General features: G+C 44.7%; 23 protein-coding genes. 15 read left to right on the top strand and 8 right to left on the bottom strand.

Translation table 11 applies throughout. The features are described 5' to 3' along the window. Window positions 1-240 precede the first annotated feature (240 nt). Window positions 241-1,599 carry an OmpP1/FadL family transporter gene (locus ACFI6J_RS03760; RefSeq protein ID WP_014951198.1) on the top strand — a complete coding sequence of 453 codons (1,359 nt, stop codon included), beginning with the start codon at window positions 241-243 and terminating at the stop codon, window positions 1,597-1,599. 127 nt (window positions 1,600-1,726) lie between these two features. Here the strand turns inward: ACFI6J_RS03760 and ACFI6J_RS03755 are convergent, their stop codons facing one another. Continuing rightward, the gene (locus tag ACFI6J_RS03755) at window positions 1,727-2,611 is read right to left on the bottom strand and encodes a LysR family transcriptional regulator (protein WP_156087186.1); all 885 of its coding nucleotides are present in this window, start codon (window positions 2,609-2,611) and stop codon (window positions 1,727-1,729) included. A 314-nt stretch (window positions 2,612-2,925) separates the two neighbouring features. On the opposite strand from ACFI6J_RS03755, the gene ACFI6J_RS03750 reads away from it, so the two are divergent. Continuing rightward, window positions 2,926-3,936 carry a 5'-methylthioadenosine/S-adenosylhomocysteine nucleosidase family protein gene (locus ACFI6J_RS03750; protein ID WP_156087184.1) on the top strand — a complete coding sequence of 337 codons (1,011 nt, stop codon included), beginning with the start codon at window positions 2,926-2,928 and terminating at the stop codon, window positions 3,934-3,936. A gap of 194 nt (window positions 3,937-4,130) precedes the next feature. On the opposite strand, the gene ACFI6J_RS03745 is transcribed toward ACFI6J_RS03750, so the two are convergent. Continuing rightward, on the bottom strand, window positions 4,131-4,574 hold the full coding sequence (locus tag ACFI6J_RS03745) for a DUF2721 domain-containing protein (protein ID WP_014951195.1): 444 nt from the start codon (window positions 4,572-4,574) through the stop codon (window positions 4,131-4,133). A 317-nt stretch (window positions 4,575-4,891) separates the two neighbouring features. On the opposite strand from ACFI6J_RS03745, the gene ACFI6J_RS03740 reads away from it, so the two are divergent. Continuing rightward, on the top strand, window positions 4,892-6,961 hold the full coding sequence (locus ACFI6J_RS03740) for a TonB-dependent receptor (protein ID WP_156087181.1): 2,070 nt from the start codon (window positions 4,892-4,894) through the stop codon (window positions 6,959-6,961). Between the two features lie 185 nt (window positions 6,962-7,146). Continuing rightward, window positions 7,147-8,439 carry an NAD(P)/FAD-dependent oxidoreductase gene (locus ACFI6J_RS03735; protein ID WP_014951193.1) on the top strand — a complete coding sequence of 431 codons (1,293 nt, stop codon included), beginning with the start codon at window positions 7,147-7,149 and terminating at the stop codon, window positions 8,437-8,439. A 75-nt stretch (window positions 8,440-8,514) separates the two neighbouring features. Here the strand turns inward: ACFI6J_RS03735 and ACFI6J_RS03730 are convergent, their stop codons facing one another. Together ACFI6J_RS03730 and ACFI6J_RS03725 are read right to left on the bottom strand one after the other, a co-directional pair. After that, window positions 8,515-9,081, bottom strand: a complete 567-nt coding sequence (locus tag ACFI6J_RS03730) for a YceI family protein (RefSeq protein ID WP_014951192.1) — start codon at window positions 9,079-9,081, stop codon at window positions 8,515-8,517. Between the two features lie 22 nt (window positions 9,082-9,103). Further along, entirely contained in the window at window positions 9,104-9,631 is a 528-nt protein-coding gene (locus ACFI6J_RS03725) for a cytochrome b (protein ID WP_156087179.1), read from the bottom strand. A gap of 460 nt (window positions 9,632-10,091) precedes the next feature. On the opposite strand from ACFI6J_RS03725, the gene ACFI6J_RS03720 reads away from it, so the two are divergent. The 4 genes from ACFI6J_RS03720 (at window position 10,092) to ACFI6J_RS03705 (ending at window position 12,017) form a co-directional block, all read left to right on the top strand. Next, on the top strand, window positions 10,092-10,325 hold the full coding sequence (locus ACFI6J_RS03720; protein ID WP_014977718.1) for a hypothetical protein: 234 nt from the start codon (window positions 10,092-10,094) through the stop codon (window positions 10,323-10,325). Between the two features lie 43 nt (window positions 10,326-10,368). Continuing rightward, window positions 10,369-10,932 (top strand): CBS domain-containing protein, encoded by a 564-nt coding sequence (locus ACFI6J_RS03715; RefSeq protein ID WP_014951189.1) that lies wholly within the window; start codon window positions 10,369-10,371, stop codon window positions 10,930-10,932. A gap of 130 nt (window positions 10,933-11,062) precedes the next feature. Beyond that, on the top strand, window positions 11,063-11,509 hold the full coding sequence (locus tag ACFI6J_RS03710) for a hypothetical protein (RefSeq protein WP_014951188.1): 447 nt from the start codon (window positions 11,063-11,065) through the stop codon (window positions 11,507-11,509). A gap of 73 nt (window positions 11,510-11,582) precedes the next feature. After that, window positions 11,583-12,017, top strand: coding sequence for a hypothetical protein (locus ACFI6J_RS03705; RefSeq protein WP_061096125.1), 435 nt, complete (start codon window positions 11,583-11,585; stop codon window positions 12,015-12,017). Between the two features lie 9 nt (window positions 12,018-12,026). On the opposite strand, the gene ACFI6J_RS03700 is transcribed toward ACFI6J_RS03705, so the two are convergent. Beyond that, the gene (locus ACFI6J_RS03700; RefSeq protein WP_061096124.1) at window positions 12,027-12,956 is read right to left on the bottom strand and encodes an alpha/beta fold hydrolase; all 930 of its coding nucleotides are present in this window, start codon (window positions 12,954-12,956) and stop codon (window positions 12,027-12,029) included. A gap of 146 nt (window positions 12,957-13,102) precedes the next feature. Here ACFI6J_RS03700 and arfB point away from each other — a divergent pair, with 146 nt between their 5' ends. The 4 genes from arfB to ACFI6J_RS03680 all read left to right on the top strand — a co-directional run bounded on the left by arfB (window position 13,103) and on the right by ACFI6J_RS03680 (window position 16,747). After that, complete coding sequence (arfB, locus tag ACFI6J_RS03695; protein ID WP_014951185.1) at window positions 13,103-13,519, top strand: alternative ribosome rescue aminoacyl-tRNA hydrolase ArfB; 417 nt, start codon at window positions 13,103-13,105, stop codon at window positions 13,517-13,519. 126 nt (window positions 13,520-13,645) lie between these two features. Next, complete coding sequence (locus ACFI6J_RS03690; protein ID WP_039229119.1) at window positions 13,646-14,323, top strand: hypothetical protein; 678 nt, start codon at window positions 13,646-13,648, stop codon at window positions 14,321-14,323. Window positions 14,324-14,446: 123 nt separating this feature from the next. Then, window positions 14,447-15,478: a hypothetical protein gene (locus ACFI6J_RS03685; RefSeq protein ID WP_342317657.1), complete on the top strand. Its 1,032-nt coding sequence runs from the start codon at window positions 14,447-14,449 to the stop codon at window positions 15,476-15,478. Window positions 15,479-15,727: 249 nt separating this feature from the next. Beyond that, on the top strand, window positions 15,728-16,747 hold the full coding sequence (locus ACFI6J_RS03680; RefSeq protein WP_156087173.1) for an outer membrane beta-barrel protein: 1,020 nt from the start codon (window positions 15,728-15,730) through the stop codon (window positions 16,745-16,747). A 41-nt stretch (window positions 16,748-16,788) separates the two neighbouring features. Here the strand turns inward: ACFI6J_RS03680 and ACFI6J_RS03675 are convergent, their stop codons facing one another. Continuing rightward, window positions 16,789-18,165 (bottom strand): S8 family serine peptidase, encoded by a 1,377-nt coding sequence (locus tag ACFI6J_RS03675; RefSeq protein ID WP_156087171.1) that lies wholly within the window; start codon window positions 18,163-18,165, stop codon window positions 16,789-16,791. A 351-nt stretch (window positions 18,166-18,516) separates the two neighbouring features. Between ACFI6J_RS03675 and ACFI6J_RS03670 the strand changes: the two genes are divergently transcribed. The 3 genes from ACFI6J_RS03670 to ACFI6J_RS03660 are packed head-to-tail and all read left to right on the top strand — an operon-like array spanning window position 18,517 to window position 20,376. Continuing rightward, the gene (locus ACFI6J_RS03670; RefSeq protein WP_156087169.1) at window positions 18,517-19,014 is read left to right on the top strand and encodes an RNA polymerase sigma factor; all 498 of its coding nucleotides are present in this window, start codon (window positions 18,517-18,519) and stop codon (window positions 19,012-19,014) included. Next, on the top strand, window positions 19,011-19,865 hold the full coding sequence (locus ACFI6J_RS03665) for a DVU3141 family protein (protein WP_156087167.1): 855 nt from the start codon (window positions 19,011-19,013) through the stop codon (window positions 19,863-19,865). Before ACFI6J_RS03670 ends, ACFI6J_RS03665 begins: the two co-directional genes overlap by 4 nt. Continuing rightward, on the top strand, window positions 19,855-20,376 hold the full coding sequence (locus tag ACFI6J_RS03660; RefSeq protein ID WP_156087165.1) for a CC0125/CC1285 family lipoprotein: 522 nt from the start codon (window positions 19,855-19,857) through the stop codon (window positions 20,374-20,376). The genes ACFI6J_RS03665 and ACFI6J_RS03660 overlap by 11 nt, the downstream gene beginning before the upstream one ends. A gap of 157 nt (window positions 20,377-20,533) precedes the next feature. Here ACFI6J_RS03660 and ACFI6J_RS03655 read toward each other — a convergent pair whose 3' ends face one another. Further along, complete coding sequence (locus ACFI6J_RS03655) at window positions 20,534-20,725, bottom strand: CsbD family protein (protein ID WP_014951177.1); 192 nt, start codon at window positions 20,723-20,725, stop codon at window positions 20,534-20,536. A gap of 201 nt (window positions 20,726-20,926) precedes the next feature. Next, entirely contained in the window at window positions 20,927-21,700 is a 774-nt protein-coding gene (locus tag ACFI6J_RS03650) for a siderophore-interacting protein (protein WP_156087163.1), read from the bottom strand. Window positions 21,701-22,050: the final 350 nt, after the last annotated feature.

Below are 22,050 nucleotides of genomic sequence, written 5' to 3'. Positions count from 1 at the left end.
AGTGAAACCTTTTTGCATTTCCAATAGGTGTTAGTGATAGTTAATTAAAATGGCGTTAACAAGATTGAGATCTTTTGTTAACTTCGTTTTATCAAAGTTGTTTATAAATGCGTCGAAGTTGTAGCTATAATTGTAAAAAATGCGATAAAAGTGCGTAAATGGCGTTTACTTGCATTGAACAAAAGTACTCAGATCCGTAGAATGCCCGATGCAATTTTCCCCTTTTACAATGAGTATCTTATGAAGCAACAGTTTTCTTTACGTGCCTCAGTTTGCTTAGCGCTTGCTACCTTAGCCTCTTCTTCTGCGCTGGCAGCTGGTTTCCAAGTTAATGAACACAGTGCAAACGGTCTAGGCCGTGCCATGGCTGGTCAAGCAGCTAAGCCAGAGAATGCCTCCATTTTAGCAACTAACCCTGCAGCGATTGGTGTATTTAAAGAAGCTGAGTTCAGTGCATCAGTAAGCTTTATCGATCCGAACGTAGATATCGATGGTGATGTTAGCTATGCGTTAGGCGAAGCCCCAGTTGGCCAACCTATGCCAGCAGCAGAAGACAACATTGCAGATACTGCTTTTGTTCCAGGATTCTTTTATGTAAGCCCAATTAATGAAAAGCTATCTGCTGGTGTAGGTGTATTCACAACCTACGGTCTTCGTTCAGATTACTCTGATGATTTTGGTGCGCTGCATTTTGCTGACACAGCTGAAGTAAAAACGGTAACCCTAAACCCTGCTGTATCTTATAAAGTAAATAAGCAGCTTATGGTAGGTTTTGGTTTAAACATCACTTACGCTGAAGCTGAAATTGGTTCTGGTGTATCAAACACGCTAGCGGGCACTGTTGCAGGCCTAGCACCAACAGCAGAAGCATTAGGTATTACATTGCCTACGCTTACTCCTGGCAATTCACTGTTTAGCATGGAAGGTGACGATTGGGGCTATGGTTGGAACGCCGGTATTTTCTGGCAACCAACTGATATGACTAATGTTGCGCTTTCATACCGTGCAGAAACGAAACTAGAACTAGAAGGCGCGGTATCTTCAGAGACGCCAGTGTTTCCTATCAACTTAAACCAGCCTGGTAGTCTAGATTTGAACCTTGCTGCGATTACAGAGCTAGCGATTGATCAAAAAATTGACAATCAGTGGTCTGTACAAGCAAGTGTTACTTTCACTGACTGGAGTACGTTTGAGAAGCTTGAAGCTAACCTAGAAGACGGCATCGATTTCCTAATTAAAGAAGAGAATTTCGACGACTCATGGCGTGCAGCGCTTGGTGTAACTTACATCCTAAACGATGAAATTACCCTTCGTGCTGGCTATGCTTATGATGATGGTGTGGTATCGGTAGAAAATCGCTCACTAAGTATCCCAGATACAGACCGTCATTGGTTCTCTGGTGGTATGACTTACACGGTTAGCGAAGATACATCAATAGACGTGGCTTACGTATTCATTGATGGCCGTGAAGCGAATATCGACAAAGATAGAACGATTCTAAGCAATGTTCTTCCTGGTACTGACTTTACCACTAACTTCTCTGGTACACAGTCAGCTACTGCGCACATTCTAAGTGTTCAAATGAACACTCGCTTCTAATTTCAAAGAAGCCAAGTCAAATAAGAAAGGCAGCGTATTTACGCTGCCTTTTTGGTAATGACCTTTGCACACTGGTATAACGTCGCATTTTTTATGTGCGATGGGGTTCTTGTGCGCTGTTTAACGACTAAATTTGCGCAAATAAATCTTGAAGACATGTAATTGCTGCGCCGATTTTTGCAGGCATTAGCTCCCTTTTCGGTGTAACCGCATAAACCGTATAATCTGGTAACTCCCAGTCAGTGAAGAGCTGCTTCATTTCACCAGACTTTAATAGATGTCTCACTTCTGGTTCGGGAAGAACCGCATAGCCAACACTATCTTGAGTAAGTTTAATCAATGTCTGCATTGAGTTGACATCAATGCGTTGTGTATCCAATTCATACTCGCCTTCGCTTTCGTGCTTCATGACGTATTCTTCAATATGTCTGTGAGCAATGTATGTATGCGCGTTAAGCGCTTCAGGCGAAGTCAGAGTTTCGTTTGCAAGTGGATGGTCTGCAGAGACACATAAAATGCGCTTCCAGGTCGCGAGTACCAAACTGCTGAAATTTGTATCTGAGACTGGGGCGAAGCAAAGAACAAGATCGGCACTGGAAGCGATAATGTCTTTAGGCTCGTCAGTTACGGTTAAAGAAATAGTTATTTTAGGAAATTCTTCACAAAGCTTTTTCAGTGGCTCGCTTAACAGTCCTCCGCCAAAACCCTCCGGCGCGATGATGTTTATTTTACCTGTGGGATCATCCTGCAGACTTTCAATTTTTTGCTGGGCAAGTTCTGCGGTTTGCAGCATTTGCTTACTGGTTTCGTAATAGACGCGCCCTGCTTCCGTTAGGCTCAAGCTTCGGGTATTTCGGTTAAAAAGGCTAAGGCCGATATCGTGTTCTAGCTTTCTTAACTGCTGACTAATAGCAGAGACAGTCATGTGCAGCTCTCTAGCAGCTACACTCATGCTACCGCTATCTGTTACTGCAACAAAAACCTGAAGAGAGCGAAGTAATTTAGTATTCATGGCGCTTAGTTAATCCTTTTTATTGGCCGCAGTATCTTGACTGTTCATTTGTAGCAAATTAACGACGGAAATAGTCGAATTCTACCGTATTTTAACGTTGATGAACGCTTTTGAAGCAGGTCTTTACGCAATGCTTACATTGGAAAGTTATGCATTCTCTTCGCATTTGTAGCCAAAAGTAATTTTGGAGCTCACCTTGTTTTAAAGATGTTTTCTTTATGTTTTTAAATGGTAAATTATTGAAATCCAGCGTTTCTTTGCCCGATTAAAGTGCTAGTTTAACTATTCACTAACTATGCAGCTGAGAATCGCGAATGAAACAGTTTACTTTGATGATTATTGTTCTGCTCTCCACCTCGTGGATGGGCGGTTGTACTTCTACTAAAACGTCCGATGGCGCTTCATACGGGCCCGCCGCGTTCTCACAGCCTGCGTTTACTGCTGTTACCGTAGCCTACGCACCCGAAATGCAGGGTATCCTTAATCGTATTGAGCAAGATCCCAATGCATCCATTCACACAACCACAACCATCAAAGGCGTTACGTATCGCATAGGTACCTATCACGACGAGCCAATATTAATATTCGCTACGGGAATGAGCATTGCAAACGCTGCTATGACTATGCAGATGGCGTTGGATTACTTTCCGGTTAAGCAAGTGGTTTACATGGGGATTGCGGGAGCGGTTAACCCAAAATGGCAACCGGGTGACGTCATTGTTCCGGCGCGTTGGTACTACCATGATGAGAGTGTGTACACCAATGAAGATCCGAATGCTCCGGGGGAATACATACTGCCTGAATATTATGCAAGGTTCATTGAAGAGCAAGATGAACGCCGCGCTAAAGATCCTCACACACCAAAATATAAGCCCTTTCACTTCATTCATCCTGACGAAGTGCTTATTGTGAAAGAGGGGATGGATAAACCACAAGATACCGCCTATTTCAGCGCGACACCGCGTCTTTTAACTGCGGCGAAACAAGCTATGAGCACTATGCCAACGCAGCGCGTGCTTGGTGAGCGGGATGCCGAGCTCTTTGTAGGCGGAAATGGTATTACCGGGTCTGTCTTTATGGATAACCGCGAGTATCGAAAGTGGACAAGAGACGTGTTCAATGCCGAAGTAACTGAGATGGAGTCAGCCGCAATAGGTCAAGTATGTACCGTTAACGACGTTGACTGGATTATTGTTCGAGCTATTAGTGATTTGGCTGGCGGTCAAGAAGGCGTTAACGTAGAGAACAAGTACGACCAAGAAGTGTCGCGAATTGGCGCTAACGTTCTGTTTTCTGTATTAGATACACTCGCTGAGGACGAGTAGTCGATAGTATGGCAAACATTGAGGCAACGTTGCTTCTTTGCATATGAATGTTAGTTTCAAAACTAAGCCAATCGCGACACCCTAAAAATAAGTAGGCGGATAGAGAAGGTAAACATTACGCTCTATCCGCCTTTTTGGTGTGTCGCTGATGGGATCAATTGAACGCCAGCGAGCAAGCCGTTGTCGATACGTGGTTAGCGGATGGTTCTGACCATATTTATGGTATTTGTCGCAAGTTTTACTTCAACCAGAAAAACAATGAGCGCACTGATTAGAAACATCATAGCCAGTATGAATAGTACGATGACTGGTGTTTTTAAATCGACAACCCATAGAGACCCAGAAAACAGCGCCATAATGACGGTACACACCATCAGTCCAGCGGCGACACACAGCCCTATCGCCCAGTTAATCACTTTTACTCTGCGCCATAGCACCTTAATTTCTTTTTTTGAGCGATCGACAATATGCGGGTCTGATAGAGTATGAATCTGTCTTTCCGCCACCCTCACCCTGTCTGATATTCGGCCCAGCCGAGACGACATAACATTGAGGAAGCCCGCAATACCGGTAAGTAAAAATACGGGGGCAACAGCGAATTCGATAAGCTGTGAAAGACTAGGAATAAGTGTGTCCAATGGTTCCTCCAGCGAACAAAGTTTGGTGTTCTTACTTCAGGCAAAGAGTGATTAACCCATTGCTGCAATCTACTAACGTACTGCCAGTCTATATGCGTTAGATACACGTAAATTAGTATTAATGTATAAAACTAAGACTTGTGTTGTGACAGTTAAGTCTGCGAACTGCAAAGTCTACGCCAACGCTTAACTCAGAGATATGACGTAATTGTCAAAATGCCGCAACAGTTTAGCGAGTTTTAACCCATTTTTGCCTAAATTAACGATACACTAGCATCAGTTGCTAAAAAAACATTTTGTCATCATAAGGATAGATAATGCGCTTTGCCCCAAGCTTTCCTCTATCGTTGTTAGCTGTGTCTCTGCTATCGCATTCAGCCATCGCTCAACAAACCAATGAAATAGAAAGAATTGAAACCACGTCTTCTCGTATACAGGGAAATATGAATGCTTCCGGTTATGCAGTGTCGTCTATTTCAGAAGAAACGCTTTCGCTGCTTTCATTTCAACATATCCAAGAGTCGCTGAATTACATTGCGGGTGCAGGCGTACAGCGGGGCAATGGGCAAGAGTATTTACCAGCCCTTCGTTCGCCAGTGTTAACCGGCGCTGGCGCGTGCGGCGGAATTTTAGCAGCAGAAGACGGTATTGCGTTGCGCGCAGCAGGTTTTTGCAATATTAACGAGCTGTTTGAAGCACACGGTGAAATTGCACAGCGTATTGACGTGATAAAAGGCCCTGCGTCAGCGCTTTATGGCTCTAATGCGATACATGGTGTGATTAATGTGATTACCCCTGACACAACCCAAGGCGACGGAGAGGTTAGCGTTGATTACGGGTCTTATGGGTTTCATCGCGTAAAGCTTAAAGAAGGGAAATACTTTGGTCGCAGCGGCGTGGGTATTGCTGCCAGTGTTACCAGAGATACAGGATATCGAAATGAAGAGGGCGTTGACCAAGAGAAAGTCTCGCTTCGCCACAGGCTAGAGTGGGATAACTCGGTTATCACGAGCGGCCTTACCTATACCCATCTGGACCAAGAAACTGCCGGCTACATCGAAGGGTTTGAAAGCTACAAAAATACACAAATAGCCAAAAGCAACCCAAACCCCGAAGCGTTTCGAAAAGCAGAAAGTTTTAGGCTATGGAGCAAGTTCGATACAAGCTTTAGCGGTGGTCATGCACTGTCGATTACACCTTACGTACGCAACCAGAACATGCGTTTTAGAATGCATTTTCTTCCAGGCAAACCCCTTGAAACGAATGCCCAAAAAGGCGTGGGTGTGCTTTCTCAGTTCCATTACGTCATTAATGACAGCCTAAGTGCAGATATAGGATTAGACGTAGAATACACAGAAGGTGAATTAACCCAGTCACAAGACAGCGCCACAGAAGGGTCAGCCTTTTTGGTTGAAACCATTCCTGCAGGTAAACACTATGATTATGATGTAGATGCCACGCTATTTGCGCCTTTCTTTACCTTTAATTGGCAAGCTGAGCGTTGGGCTATTTCTGTCGGCGGGCGCTTTGAGTCTATGCAATACGACTACACCAACAATATGAATGTTGGTCGTGTACGCGAAGATGGCACACAGTGCGGTTTTGGCGGCTGCAGATATTCCAGACCAGCAGACAGCGAAAATGATTTTGATAACTTTAGTCCGAAGCTTTCACTTCGTTATCAACTTAATCCTCAAACACAGTTATTTGGCGGCATCGCAAGAGGCTATCGCGCGCCTCAGGCAACAGAGCTGTATCGTTTGCAGCGTGCACAGACTGTTACTGATCTTGACTCGGTAACGGCCGATAATATCGAGATGGGCGTTACAGGTACACTATTTGACGGCAGCTATACGCTTAGCCTTTACAGCCTACAAAAAGATAATGTGATTTACCGCGACAGCGACTTTTTCAACGTAAGCAACGGCGAAACGTGGCATAGAGGCGTAGAGCTTACTTTTGACCAACCGTTAAGCGATATACTGCGCTTAGATTTTGCTGGTACATACGCAAGGCATACCTACGAGCACAGTCAGCTCTCAGGTGAACAAGACATTAAAGGTAATGATATTGATACTGCGCCAAAGCTTCAGTTTAACGCTCGTTTAAGCTTTGAGATGTCGAGCAAGGTACAAACGCAGCTAGAGTGGCAGCATGTTTCGAGCTATTTCACCGACGCTGAAAATCTCAACGAGTACGAGGGGCATGACTTGGTACATGCGCGTGTACGCTACAGCGTGAACGAAGACGTTACATTGTATGTGCGGGTTAACAACGTATTTGATACGGAATACGCTGAACGCGCCGATTTTACTAGCTTCACAGGCCCTCGATATTTTCCTGGGCGGCCTCGAAACTTCATGATAACGGCATCGTTCACGTTATAGATTCAAATAAGCAACCGTAATAGATAATTATTAATCTTGAAAATACAGACTATTGCCGTGATTTGCTTGTACCCCAGCGGCATCAGGCGTAGTCTGTAGGCATCAGCATGGGTCTCAGTCACGCCATGTATAGCGCTTGGAAAGGTCAGGCGACATACGTGGAATGATTGTTAATAGGTATACCCATGCAAAAAATAGTAATTGTTGGTGGCGGTGCTGGTGGTCTTGAATTAGCCAGTCGCTTAAGCCGCACCCTCGGGAGAAAGAAACAAGCCGAAATTACCCTCGTCGACCGCAGTCGAACCCATATCTGGAAGCCGCTATTACACGAAGTGGCCGCCGGTGTAATTGATAAGCATTCAGACGGTGTGGACTACGCCATCCACGCTGCAGCTCACCACTACCGCTTTCAATTAGGTGAAATGTGCTCGCTTAACGCGCAAGCGCAAACCATAACTTTGTCGCCTTTAATTGACGAAGAAGGGACTCAGGTTTTGCCTGAACGCGAGATTCATTATGACCAGTTAGTGCTGGCGGTTGGCAGCGTGAGTAACGACTTTGGCACACCTGGCGTTGCTGAGCATTGCTACTTTCTTGACTCGTTAAAGCAAGCTGAACGTTTTCACAGAGCGCTTCTTAATCAACTAATCCGCATCAATCAGCAAGAAGATAAAGACGCCAGAATTGATGTCGCTATTGTCGGGGCAGGAGCAACAGGTACTGAGCTAGCCGCTCAACTTCACCATGTGGCGAATTTGTCCAAGGCGTACGGAATGCCAGACATGTCAGCTTCTCGTCTTAAGATTACGATCGTAGAAGCGGGAGAGCGTATATTGCCTGCGCTACCTGAGCGTATAGCAAACTCTGCAAGAAAAGCGCTGCATAAGTTGGGCGTAGATATTAAAGAGCAAACCATGGTGGCAGAAGCCGACGCGAAAGGGCTGATCACAAAAGACGGTGGTCGGATTGACGCTGATTTAATGGTGTGGGCTGCGGGGGTGAAAGCACCGGACTTCATAACAAAGCTTGCGCTTTTTGAAACGAACAGAGCCAATCAAATTCTTGTTGATAAGCAGCTTCGCAGTTCATCTCATAAGAATATTTGGGTGCTAGGCGATTGCTGCGGTTTCCAGCAGGAAAATGGGAAGTGGGTGCCGCCTCGAGCGCAGTCTGCCCACCAAATGGCGGATATTGTTGCGCATAATATAACGTCGTTATTTAATCAAAAAGACACGAAAGATTTTACTTACAAGGACTATGGATCCTTGGTTCACTTAAGTAAATACAGCACTGTTGGAAGCTTAATGGGCTCACTGTCAAACAGCAGTATGTTCATTGAAGGGCGTCTAGCTAAGTTGGTTTACGTTTCTTTGTATAATATGCACCAGTTTGCAGTACACGGAAAAATTAAAGGTGCTCTAAAGCTCCTTGTGAAGAAGTTAAGTCAGGCCATCAGCCCTAAGCTGAAGCTTCACTAACCACATGTAAAAAAGCCCCATGTTTGGGGCTTTCTTAAATCATAAATTTAGTTCGCTGGGACTAAATGTAAATAGCTATTGTTTCACGCCTTCAACGTGAAGCTCTAATTCTACCGTTTGCGACGCTGGGCCTAAATCATAGTCGATGCCATAATCTTTAAGTGCAATCGTCGTTGTGCCCATAAAGCCTGCACGATAGCCGCCCCATGGGTCTTTGCCTTCGCCAATCTTTTTGGCTTCAATTGTAATAGGCTTTGTTACACCATGAAGCGTGAAGTCACCCATTACATCCATCATGCCATTGCCTTTATCGACAATTTTTGTGCTGACAAACTTCGCCTCTGGAAAGTCGTCAACGTTTAAGAAATCGTCGCTCTTAAGGTGCTTGTCACGCTCTGCGTGGTTTGAGTCGATACTGTCGGTATCGATAGTCACCATAATTTTTGCTGCACTAGGTGCTGCGTCGTCGTAACTAAAAGTACCTTTAAAATCGTTGAAGCGACCAGTAAGCCACGAGTAGCCCAAGTGTTGAATTTTAAAGTTGATAGACGCGTGGGCGCCTTTGCTATCAATCACATAATCTGCGGCGTTAGCGGTGCTTAAAGACAGCGCAGCGGCCAAGGCAAGTGTTAACTTCTTCATCATTTCTCCTTTTTCCTCAATATCATCGAAGCCGTAACATCTGCTTCAGTGTGTCATCGTTACTAATAAAGTGGTGTTTCAGCGCAGCCAGCGCGTGAATGATCGCCAATACAATCACTGACCACGCAATATAAAAATGGGCCTCTCCTGCAATGTCTTCTTGATTTTCAAAGAATTCGCCCATTGCAGGTACAGAAAACCAATTAAATACGTCGATGCTTCTTCCATCGGCCGTTGAAATTAAATAGCCGCTCGCGAATAGCATGATAATCAAGGTGTACAGAAGCCCATGACCTATGCGACTTAACCTTTTTTCTAACGGGGTGCCATGTGACGGCGGCCGTGAAGTAACAACGCGCGTGACTAAGCGAATAACAGTGATGGCAAGCAAAATTAATCCAACACTCTTGTACCAATGCGGTGCCGTCTTATACCAGTCGCTGTAATATGTGAGGTCGACCATCCACAGCCCTGAAGCAAACATGCCGACAATGGCAATGGCAGATATCCAATGCAAAATAACTATAGGTCTGGACCATCTTGATTTCATATCACTTCCGTTATTACTTACTTGCAATCAGGTTGTTTAGACCTTCAGTTAATGCGTTATCTCAAACGCTAAATGACCGCTGAAAAAACACCTCATGCATCAATTGAATCTAGTGTATTTCTAATTACGTTGGCTAAACATCACATTTAATGGGAGTGTTCGTTCTTGTTTTTAGAACGAATGTACAGCAAACAACCCACCAAACCTGAGTCGCGACACGATTAGTTTTCGAAGACGCGTCGTTTAATGGTCGATAAAATGCGCTAAACACCTCTATTAAACGCGCTAAATACTCTTATAGTTTAAATAGGCAGTAACAAAAGTGGCTGCTTTGCTTCAATGTTGTTTAGTTCAGTAGAGGTTGTACGCTTTGCGCGTTTCGTACGTTTTGTTGGCCGTTATTCTGCCAGCGTTATTTTCATCACTAGTATCCGTCTCCGTATTGGGAGAGGGAAGAAGTGTGCAAAATATTGCGGGGCAGTCGAACAGTGCAAATACGCTCTCAACCCTCATTAGCGAATGGGAAAGCTCCGCTTTTGAAGTATCTGACGACGACATTGATGATGGCATTTCGTTTGTCGACATCACCAGCGGCTTGGAAAAATACCGGTTTTCGGCTGGAAAAACGATTGATGCAAAAGCCTTTACTAGGCAGCGCGATAACATCATTCGAGGGCCACCTTCTTTCACTTAATCATTAAAAAACTGAATTTTTTATTTTTGATTAGGAGAAAGGTATGCACGCCTTAAATCTATATAAAACCGAAGCTATCGATACATTGGCATGGCCGGTTGTTGAAAACACTATTACTGTAAAATCATCTGCTATGGCGGTCTTCACTGACTTTAAGCAGCACTTACCACACGTTATTGATGCTCGAACTCCAGCGACGAAAATAGAGTCGATTATGCGTCAGTCTCATGTGCGTATGATGCTGGTGGTAAACAGTGAGAACCGTTTTATTGGTATTGTGACCAGTCACGATGTCGGTGAACAGCAAATCATTCAGCGTGTGAGCGAGCTTAAGATTAAGCGAGAAGAGCTCACTGTTCATGATTTCATGCGTCCTAAAACCTCGCTCATGTCGTTTGATTTCAGTGAGCTAATACGTTCATCAGTGGGCGACGTGATAGAAACACTCAAAGACTACGGGCAGCACCATTGCCTTGTCATGGACAGAGACAGCCATGAAATTCGTGGCGTAATCAGCGTGAGTGACATTGCTAGAGAGCTGCGTTTGCCGCTTGATATACAGGGCCGCCCTACGTTTGCTGAGCTGATCAACATTCTTGCCGCTTAATTTTCAATTTTCTCAATACTGAACCATACTTTGACTACGTGTTGTTTCAAAACAACTCGTAGTCAAAGGCATATATCGCCTTAACGGTATTTGCTAGCTTAATATTTTATCGAAGTAGTTAGGTGGTTATATGCAGTATGCTCATGGTGAATTTATTATTACACGCTGTGGTGATGCGGTGCTAACGCAAGCTTATGGGCCGTGGAACAGAGAGTGTGTAAATAGCTTTGCCAGTGAGTATCGCACGCTTTCCGAGTGCTTACATGGGAAAGCTTGGTGCGATATTGTTAGTGTTGTTGGCGAATCACTACTCATTCCTGATGCTGAAGCGCTGCTTCACGAACGTGTGGCTTCGGTAAATCCCATAGGGCTCACTCATGTGGCATTAGTGATGGGAGAGTCAAGCGTTCGAGCAACCACGCAGGCGCAACTTAAACGCGTGTATCGCGATACCAATATTGATTATATTTTTGTGGATTCCATAGAAGATGCTGTTGATTGGTTGTCTTCAAAAGGATTTTCCGTCGATAAAGATGGCATCGATTTGCATCGTGAGAAAGTAGCAATGAAGCTGTAGATAAAACTTGGTACGCATTTCGCAACGTTTCATAACATCTGTATAACATTGTTCGATGAAACGAGGCGATATTATGAATAGATCACTATTTCCTACCAGCGTTGTTACGAAAGCCTTCACTTGGGCATACCAGGAACTCGGTTTAAATATCAAGCAAGCTTCTGAAATATTGGGTATTTCTCCATCTTCTTTGGCGCAGACTACGCTACTTGGGTTTGAGAGTGGCACATCAGAGTACAGAAAGCAGCTCGCTTTTATTCGTATGTATCATTTACTCATTTCATTGTCAGATGGGGACAGTGAGCAAATGAAGGCGTGGTTTAGCAGTTACAATATAACGCTGGGCGCGACCCCTTTTGAAATGTGCAAAGCGTATGACGGCATTGAGAGAGTCGCCGATCAGCTTCGCAAACTGAAGCAGTCGACTTGTGGTCGAGAGCGCACACTCGCCGTTGTTGAGTTTTCTCATAAAGAGCACGTTGAAAAGACAGGTGCAAGGCTTCACTAAGCCACTTACTTAAGCGCTTTCGTCAATCGATATTATAAAGTCTGCGCACGCTTGCACCTGAGTAACGGGGATCATGTGGCCAGCGCCAGAAATAATTTTGTGTACCGCACTTCCTATTGCCTTTGTTACCGCGGTGATGTGCTCGTCGGGCCTCAAGATAGTATCTTTTTCACCATACAATACCCCAACAGGGCATTGAATATCTTCATAACGAGTTTGCTGACGGTGCAGACTGCCCTGCGCAGATACTGTATCTCTGCTACCTTCATAAAAGCTTCGAGAGTGAAGCGCTAATAAACCACCGCCTTCAGTTGAAAAGGACGGGGGGACAGGTTCGGGGTGAAAAATTTGTGCGACTTGTTTTCGACCTAACTTTGCACGCAGTGGACTGGCAATGGTTTTTGCAACACTGCTGCGTACCCATTCATTGGGTATGTAAAGCACCGAAAGAGGCCCGGCACCACCTTTTAGTGGTGTAGTTAACGGGCATAGAAGCGAAACCGATTTTATTTTGTCAGGTGCATCGATTGCCATCCTCAGTGCAATTCCTCCTCCCATTGAATGCCCAGCGATGCTCGCACTACCTATTCCCTCTTTTTGCATCCACTCGAGTATCATTTTACTTTGCTGTTCGAAGCTGGCGGATGTGCTTTTATAGCGGCTCGAAAATCCGCTGCCTGGACGATCAATGGTATAGACCGTGTAGCGGGAAGCGAGGGTTTTTGCTAATTCGCTAAAATTGTTACTATTGCCAAGTAAACCATGAATCAGCACAAGCGCCGGACCGTTTCCTTGCTTTTGCCAGTGAATAATTCCACCATCAACAGGCGTAAGTTTTCCTGATGGTGTGAATGAAGCTTCGATATTGCTGTCCATTTTGGCGGTAAACCAAATAAGCGCTACAACGATACAAATAATGATGAGCAATGCGATGATCATGTTTTATGTCCAAAATAAGGATAAAAAACAACCTATCGGTTAACGCAAAAATGGTCAAGTAAGCAGTAGTGATAGTGACCTATAGATGTAGAGCCGCTAGTGCTGCAACGTTAACGTGGTTACGCCATGACGTATTAGGATTTGAGATGGAATTAATAATAACCCCTTCTATCGCGATAGATGAAAGCGAAGCTGAATTGCAAGCTATTCGAGCACAAGGTAGCGGTGGGCAGAATGTGAACAAAGTAAGTAGCGCCATACATTTACGCTTCGACATAAATGGATCATCGCTGCCTGAAAAGCTGAAAGAAAAGCTACTTCAGCTTAAAGATAGTCGCGTAACCAACGACGGTGTTTTTGTGCTTAAAGCGCAAAATTATCGAACGCAAGAACAAAACAGAGAAGATGCGCTAGCGCGACTTGTTGCGTGGATAAAGGCTGCGACAATTGAACAAAAACCGCGCATAAAAACAAAGGTGAGCCGTGCGGCAAAAGCACGTCGTGTAGATGTAAAAAAACAACAAGGTGCTAAAAAATCTATGCGTAAGAAAGTGGAATTTTAAACAAAACTAATCTAAAGTATAAAGCCTTATAGATGTCATTTCGCAAGACAACGGAAAATTCTTACAATAATAAATGAATGTGTCTTGTGCTTATGCTAATTATTGGAACTTAGGGAAGCATACAAAGTGACGCGTTCGAACGTTATTCCTATGGTGTTATTTGCAGCCATAGTGGTTTCGCTTGGGATTAATACACCGCAAGCCGCAAACGAGATTATTGCTCGTTTGTTCAACAAATCTATTTCTAATACTGAACTACAGCCTTCACAGGCTGATGTTGACCGTTTTCAGTCTATTTTAACTGACAAGTCTGAGAAAGAAGTACGAGCTATTTTAGCTCAGCGTGCACTTGGTAATAAAATTACCGAGTCTGTTCTTTCAGATTTTGCCGATAAAAATGCGATAGAGCCAAATGAAAGCGAAATTCAATCTGCGTATTCTGTAATAAAATTATGGACCGTTGATTTGGACAGCGATGGCGCCTATCAAGATGAAGAGCTAGAGCGTTATCGTTTGGCAATGGCGGAAGGCATGGCAAAAAGCTGGAAAGTATCGAAAGCCCTTTACGAAGCGTACGGCGGAGATGTGGTTTTTCAACAGGATAACCCGTTAACACCAGTAGGAGCTTATCAAAAACTGTTTGAACAGTATCGCGAAAAGGGTGAGTTTGTTATTTACGACCCTGCTTTCAAAGCTGCGTTTTGGAGTTCAGTTAAAATGAAATATGCCAAAACTTACGACCCAGATAATATAGATTTTTCACTTCCCTGGTGGGAAAAGAGCATGACTGCTTCAGAAAAATAGTTCGAAAAGCCCTGTTTTTACAGGGCTTTTTTAATTCTTTTAAAAAAATCAAACTCAGTGCGGAATAAAAACTTTTCTTCAATCGTTATCTCAGTGTCCTTTATGAAAAACGGAGATAAACGGATGAAAAAGTTAAATACTGCAATTGCACTGGCTTTAGGTATCGCGTCAACGTCTGTGTTGGCTCAAGAAACCACGTTCTCTGCTAACACATCAGCTAATGCGTCGACTTCTACATCACTTTCACTAACAAGCGGTGCAACTACACAGTCTGCAAATCAGGTTAATACGCAGACTTCTGCCGAAGGCGAAGCATCTACGCAGAGCCAAATGTCCACCGAGAGCTCAGCCGATACCGGTTTACAATTATCCGCAAACCAAACAAGCAACGATCTATCTGCCGATCAGGGAGTGAGTCAAGTTTCTGCAACATCAGATATGGCGAACTCGATAACTTCGCCAGTGGCAGGCGCACTGACAAGTAGTGTATCTGGGTCATTATCTGTACTGTCATCAGCGTCTGGAAATGCAGAACAAGTCGATGGAGCAGAAAGTGAAGCAGAAAGTACAGCGCAGACAGCGCCAAGCTTGGCATTGAACCAAATCGGTTCACTAGCAAACAATGGCGCGGAAAATACCGCAGGAGGTTCGCTAGCTGGCAGTGTAAGTGGTGCACTAAACAATACTGCAGAAACAGCAGCAGGTAGTACCTTATCGAACACGGCTGCAGGCACCATCGAAAGTGCGGTAAACGGCGGCGTAGCCAATACAGCAGCCAGCACCGTAGCAAGCTCAGTGACCAGTTCTGTAACCGGAATGGTTGGCACCGCTGTCGAAGGAACAATTATTGACACGGTAGGAAATACGGTAGAAGGCACGGTAGAAAGCACGGTAGCAAGTACGGTGGATAGCTCTGTAGAAGGCGCAGTTTCAAATACAGTCGAGCAAACTGTGTCAGCAACAGTCGCAAATACGGTAGGAAATACGGTAGGAAATACGGTAGAAGGTACGGTAGAAGGCACGGTAGCAAATACGGTGGATAGCACCGTAGCAAGCACCGTAAATAATACCGTGGCGAGTTCGGTTGAAAGCGCCGTAACAAGCACTGTAAACGACAACGTAGCTTCAAGTATTTCAGGTGCGCTTGGCCTTTAATATAAAGGCCTAAACCATTAGGTGGGCGTAGAGCAATCTTGAGCTAGCACGTTAAATAGCCACCTTAAAGTCTGAGTGCGGCTTGTCTAAATAGAAAGGCAAGCCGCTATTTAAGGTCTAGGCTGCAGGTGCGAATACACTGCCTCGCTATCGTGCATTCCTTAAAGCGAGCACCTCAAGTCAAATCTCACGTCTCTCCTTAAAAACAGCAATCGCTAAGTTTCACTTTCTCTGTGGTAGGTAACAACAATGAATACGCAAATACTTCAACACTCATCAACAACAAACAACCTTATTCGTGGCGGCCGCAAATGCCTATTGCCGTCCGTGGCAGCTGTTTTACTCGGTAGTAGCGCTGCTAATGCGGGCTCTGACAGTCACTCGCACAATGATGAAGATGCGAATCATACAAACGCAAAACACCAAACGATTTCATTCTCAGGGTCTGGCTATTTAGGGTACCGCTCTGATAGCAATGTGAGCGTTAGCGAGCTCGATACGAATTCAGATGTGGCCGACGACGCGGTACAGTCAGAAGCTCAGCTAAAGGTGCTGGTGAAGCCCACAGCGAAATGGGAAAATGTACTGTCGGTAAGTCAGGCGAATACCAACTATCAAACGCTAAGCGAGTTCGATCTTGGCCTTACCACACTGTCCGCTAGCACCAGCTATGCGTTTGACTTCGCCAAACTAGGAGCGCACTACTATCACGCTAGCGCTGAGCTAGACGGGCGTGACTTCCTCACCTATCAACAGTCTGGATTATCTGTCGGAAAATTGTTGGGGCAGCGCACTTACTTGCGTGTTAGTAGCGACCTTATCGATAAACAATTCGAGAACACGCCTGAAGGTGCGCCAATTCGAGATAGTGAAGCAGCTGCTGTGCGCAGTGACCTATTTTACTTCTTCGAAGGGGAAGACTTCTTCCAAATCGCACTTAAGTATCAAAATGAAGATGCCCAAAATAATGTGTTCGATTACACCAGTATTGGGATGGATCTAGCGTACACCTATCCTCTAGCGGTGTTTAGTAAACCCTTGAAGCTTACGGTTGCCTATCAATTAGATGTAAGAGATTACGCCTCAGAACAAGATGGAGGTATAGGCAGGGAAGACGACAGACACGTTGTTGAGATGAGTGCCGATTACGCCATTCACAACAATGTTGATATTAAACTGTCTACGCAATATGGAGACTTTGCTTCTAGTGTCGATGGCGCAAATTATCAAGAAACCATTGCTGAGTTAGGCATTAACGTTCATTTTTAGTGGGCGTTAATATAAATTCTATAATGAACAGCACGCTTAATTTAAGGCAGCACACCAAAACCGAATACGCTGTCTCGTCCGGGAGCCCCTGCATCTAAAGCTAGCTGCTGAAGTTTCAACAAGGCAGCGTTCCTTTCTTGTTTTTCGCGCAAAAAGCATGCATACAAAGCGGTGGCGCGCGGTGAAGCCATAGAGGTTCCCGTTTGCCTGATCGTTTTTCCATTAGGATGTGCGGCATTTACCGACACGCCAAACGCAGCAAAATCAACGTAATCCCCTTGGTTTGCCCACCGGTAAATTACATTAGATTTATCAACGGCCGTAATGCCCAATGTTTCTGTATAAGCCGCGGGGTACAAGGGTAAAGAGGCTGGCCCCTCGTTGCCCACCGCAGCAATGATTTGAATACCGCTCTTATCCAATTGATTTATAACCCGCGCTAAAATAGGGTTGTCGGGACCTGCAAGACTCATGTTTATGGCGTCTACCTGCTGTGATGCAAGATAGTTTAAACCTTCAATTAACGACATCAGCGTAGCGCCTTGGCTAACACTATTACGCGAATAAAACACACTGGCGTTAAACACCTGGCTAGACTTTGGCAACGACGCCGCCAATAGGCTGGCTACTGCGGTACCGTGGTCTGACGAAAAGGCAACGTCAGTTTCGCTGCCCGCATTGCCATCTTGCTCCTGATTCCTATCTTGATTATGACCAACAATAAAAGACGCTTGCGTTAGATTAACGTGTGAGAGCAGTGGGTGATTGGACGCTACATGAGTATCAACCATTCCAATGCGCAGTGGGGTTGGACAGGTTTCCAGCTTTTCACTGCTTATCTCTTGAAAAGACCCGTTCGAAGTGGGCTTGGTCTGTGATAAATAAATATGATTTCGACCAATTTGAGACTGCAAATTATGGGGCAAACTGTTGCGAATAGACGACACATCATCCTCATCTCCTGTGACTTTAACTTTAAAAAGCCACTGAGAGAGCGCGGGCAAAAACTGAGCTTTTTGTATTTCAATATTGGCACCTTGAAAGTGTACTTTGTCGGCTTCTTCTCCTAGGAATAGCCACTCTTTTTCGACAGCCAGAAAGCCACTTTCAACCGCTACTTCATTAACAACTACCTGGCCTGAAGTCGATAAAATAGTGGTTGCTGCAGGAGCGATAAATTGGGGGGCAGGAATGTCGCTTAGTACGCCCGACGCCACTGTTGATAAGTCTCTGGTGCCTTCGATAGATGATTGTGCTTTTCGTCTTGCTTCCTCGCGAATGGCCTTTAGGTCGGAGGAGGTTCTATCAATTATCGGACGCACAGGAGACACCACTTGATTCAATGTTCCTGCTAGTTGGGCTTGTGATATTGGTGCCGCAATCAAACTCAAAATCGCCACAATGAGTGTGTACTTCATTTTACTACCTTTACGTTAACGTTGGGGCAGATCGGTGCCTAAAGAAGGAATGGCATAAATTGTGCCATAGCCTCTATTAGAAGCCTGTGGTTCATTGTGCACAAACGTTGTTCTAAATGTGCGTTAAGGGCGAACAGGCATTTACCACTACCTTACAGTGTAGTGACGATTAGACAGAAGAAAAATTCCAATGCGACCCTTTAGACTGTTAAACATTCGCCTTGTCTAGATGGCTCATAGACCGGTGCAATACAGTGCAGCAAAAAAATAGGTCGTAGTACGTGGAATAAAAACAAAAGTGGCTCGTTAACAGGGTAGAGATAACGGGAAACCTCACAAAGGTACATGAAAATGAAAGATGAGTTGACTGAACTCGTCCCGTCATTGCGAAAGTTTGCATATTCGTTGACGGGTAACATGCATGATGCTGATGATTTACTTCAGAACACGCTTGAACGGCTATTGAGTAAACCGCTTCCTGAGCAAGTTACATTAATGGCTTGGGCATTTAGAGTGTGCCGCAACTGTTGGATAGACGATTACAGAGCGAAGAAAGTTAGAACCAATGCGACTGATGCCCTTTCCTATGAAGCGCAATCGGCGAATAGCTGCAATGACATAGATGACGCTATAACGCAGACAATTACGCTTAAACAAGTCTCAAGCGCTATGGATGAGTTACCCTGTGAGCAAAGAGAAACCCTTTCTTTGGTTGCTGTACAAGGGATGAGTTACGCGGATGCTTCTGAAGTGTTGCAGGTACCGACGGGCACTATTATGAGCCGTCTTGCCAGAGCGAGAGCAAAAATATCAAACTTACTAAATGGTCAAAACGAGGTGCTATCGTGATCTTAACTGACGAAAAACTCTCAGCATTTTTAGATGGAGAGTTAGATACCGCTGAGATGGATCTGGTTCGTGAAGCGATAGCGCACGATGTTACCGTTTCTGACCGACTCGCCGCACTTGCAGAAGTGGATAGAGTTGTGAAGGTGGCTGCAGAAAAAGCGACAGCAGTGGCGCTGCCTAAAGAAATCGTGGCACTTTTGAGTGATGAAAAACCGTTAAGCCAGGCAAACGGCGTACAGGCATCTGATGCAAGCTTAGCCAGCGCAAGCGCTGCAAATCAAAGCTCCGTAAATCAAAGCTCTGCGGAAAACGTTAAGCCGTTTCCAAAGAAAGCGAATTCAACTAATAGTGCGCCACATAAACAAACGAAGTGGAAGGGGCCTTTTGCAATAGCTGCGAGTGTGGCGGTATTAGCGGGCTTAGTGTTCTTTAATCAACAGGGCGCTGAAACAACGCAGCCTTCTCATTGGGCGAGAGTATCATCGGTACTCGACAGTAACCTAACTGGCGAAGCAACAACCTTTGATTCAGGCGTGACGGTTACGCCACAGTTGTCTTTCGTAAATACGGAGTTTAACTACTGTAGACAGGCTGAAGTCGCATCGAAAGATGAACTAAATGTAATGATTGCTTGTAAAGATAAGCAAGGTGCGTGGCAGCTTGCCGCTAGCAAATTGGACGAGCTAGGTGAGAATGCAGGTCAATATCAAACCGCCACTAGCGCTAAAGTAATGGAAGAAGAGTTAGACAAGATGATGGCGTCTGCGCCATTAAACCGAGAGCAAGAGAAAAACGCAATTGAAGCAACTTGGCTAGCTGATAAGGCCGAAGGAGTAAATGATGAAAACTAAAATTATGTTAGTACTTGCGGTATTAATTATGGCGGGCTGCGCCAGTCAACCCGATTATAGACAGGCCAAAAAAGGCGGCTTTGGCTACACGGAAAGTAAGTTGAGTGATACCCAATATCGCGTGCATTTCAAAGCGAAGGGGTCTGATAAAGGCAAGGCGATGGATTACGCCATGCTCCGTGCTGCCGAGCTTACGTTATTAGAAGGTTACGACTGGTTTGTAGTGACTGGCCGAGAGACCTTAGTAGATAAAGAGACCGTGCAAACCACACCTACCGCAGGCTTTAGCCAGCGATATGCACGGGTTACCGAATGCGGTGTGCTCACTTGCAGAACGTCCTACCACCCTACTACCCAATTCGAAACGGGTGTATTTGTAGGGGGCTCTCAGCAAAGTGAGATCGAAAGTATCTTGAGCATTGAGATAGGCAAAGGTACGCGTCCAACGTCGGCAACGAGCTTTGACGCAAGGGAAGTTCGCGATAACTTACAGCCTAAGACGGAAGAGTGATAAAAAATCAAAGGGCATAACCTCCCTTGACTTTGACACAAATAAAAAGGGCCGCTGCATTATGCAGCGGCCCTTTTAGTTGCAGTAAAGATTAACAATACAGTGATACCAGATTGTTATACTGCCAGTGTCTTAATTCATATATTGAAGACGGCGATTAATTAAAATAACCATCGACCTCTTTTTCAGCTTCGTCACGGCTTTTGCCATAAGCTTGTTGAATCTTACCTACTAGTTCTTCACGTCGACCGTCAATTACATCTAGGTCGTCATCGGTAAGTTTGCCCCACTTTTGCTGCACCTTACCTTTCATTTCTTTCCAATTACCTTCAATACGATCACTGTTCATAACTTGCTCTCCTTATCCAAACAATTGGTTGAAAAAACTGGCGGAATAATTGGCCAGTTATTTTCTTAGCAGCAAATGCTGTTCCATTTTGTAGGTGTATGAAAGTATTGAATTTATTGTTTATGAAAATTCTACCGTACAGTTGGTTTTTATGCAGAATTTACAAGTTCTTGCAAAGCCTACAGGAAGCATAATCATCAACTAAGCCAATGTTTTAGCATACGCTTCACTGTCCTGCCTTTTTTCTATTTTATGTTGATCTTCGCTGCGGCCTTTCTTCCAGTAGCTACTAATATAAATATTCTCGTGCGCCACGGATTTTTCGTCCTTGAGCCATGCCCGAATCGCCCGCATATCAGAAAATTCACACGCCACCCAAACTGTGGGGGTTCCGTCGAGCCAAGTTAACTGGTCAAGGCGGGAAGGTAAAGATTGCTCATGTTCCCATATCACCGTTACTCCTTCGGGCTTCTTAAGTGTAACCGCATCCTTTTCGTCTTCAATTTTAATCACGGCGTAGCCTTTGGTTTGCACAGGAAGCTCGGCGAGGTGATTTCTAATACTAGGAAGCGCTGTCATGTCGCCAGCCAACAGTATCCAATCATATTGCTCGCTGAGTCCCTTACTAGAACCGGGCCCTGCGAGCGTGATGATGTCGCCAGGCTTTGTACTTGTCGCCCATGCCGACGCAGGGCCAGTTTTACCACCATCGGCATGGATAACCATATCCAGAATCATTTCAGGCTTCTCTGCGTCAAAGTGCGCAACCGTATAGGTGCGCATTGCCACTTGGCTCGTATCTGTGGGGCGTTTCAGCGGGTTTCCTTCTAGGTCGAACATAAGTTTGATGTACGCACCTGCAGTAACCGAGGGAAAGGTAAGAAGGTCTTCCCCACTAAGGTGTACACGCTGCATATTTGGGGTAATTCGGACTGATTGGGTGACAATAGCTCTGCGAGGTTGCGGTTTAGACATTAGCTTACTCCTGTGATCTTGAGTAGTCATTCTATTTGGAAATAATTCTCATTTCTATTTCTAAAGGTGAAATGATCAGGATTGTTTAGTTCTATTTTTTAGATTAACTGACCGGTCTTGAGAGAAACTAATACAAATAAAATAGATAGGTGTACGTTGGATTAGTACTATAACAATAAGCGAGGAATACGCACTGGAAAAGGAAAGATTAGAGCAAAAGAAAAGGGGCTAAAAAGCCCCTTAAAAAACCACAACATAACTTGGAAAACACATTTACACACCACAAAGACGCACACTCAACGACTTCATGTATAAGTTAAGATAGCCTAATTATAGAAAGGTTCCGCTTT

The organism is Alteromonas sp. G4i13, assembly GCF_054960505.1.
This window is presented reverse-complemented; position numbering and strand designations above follow the sequence as displayed.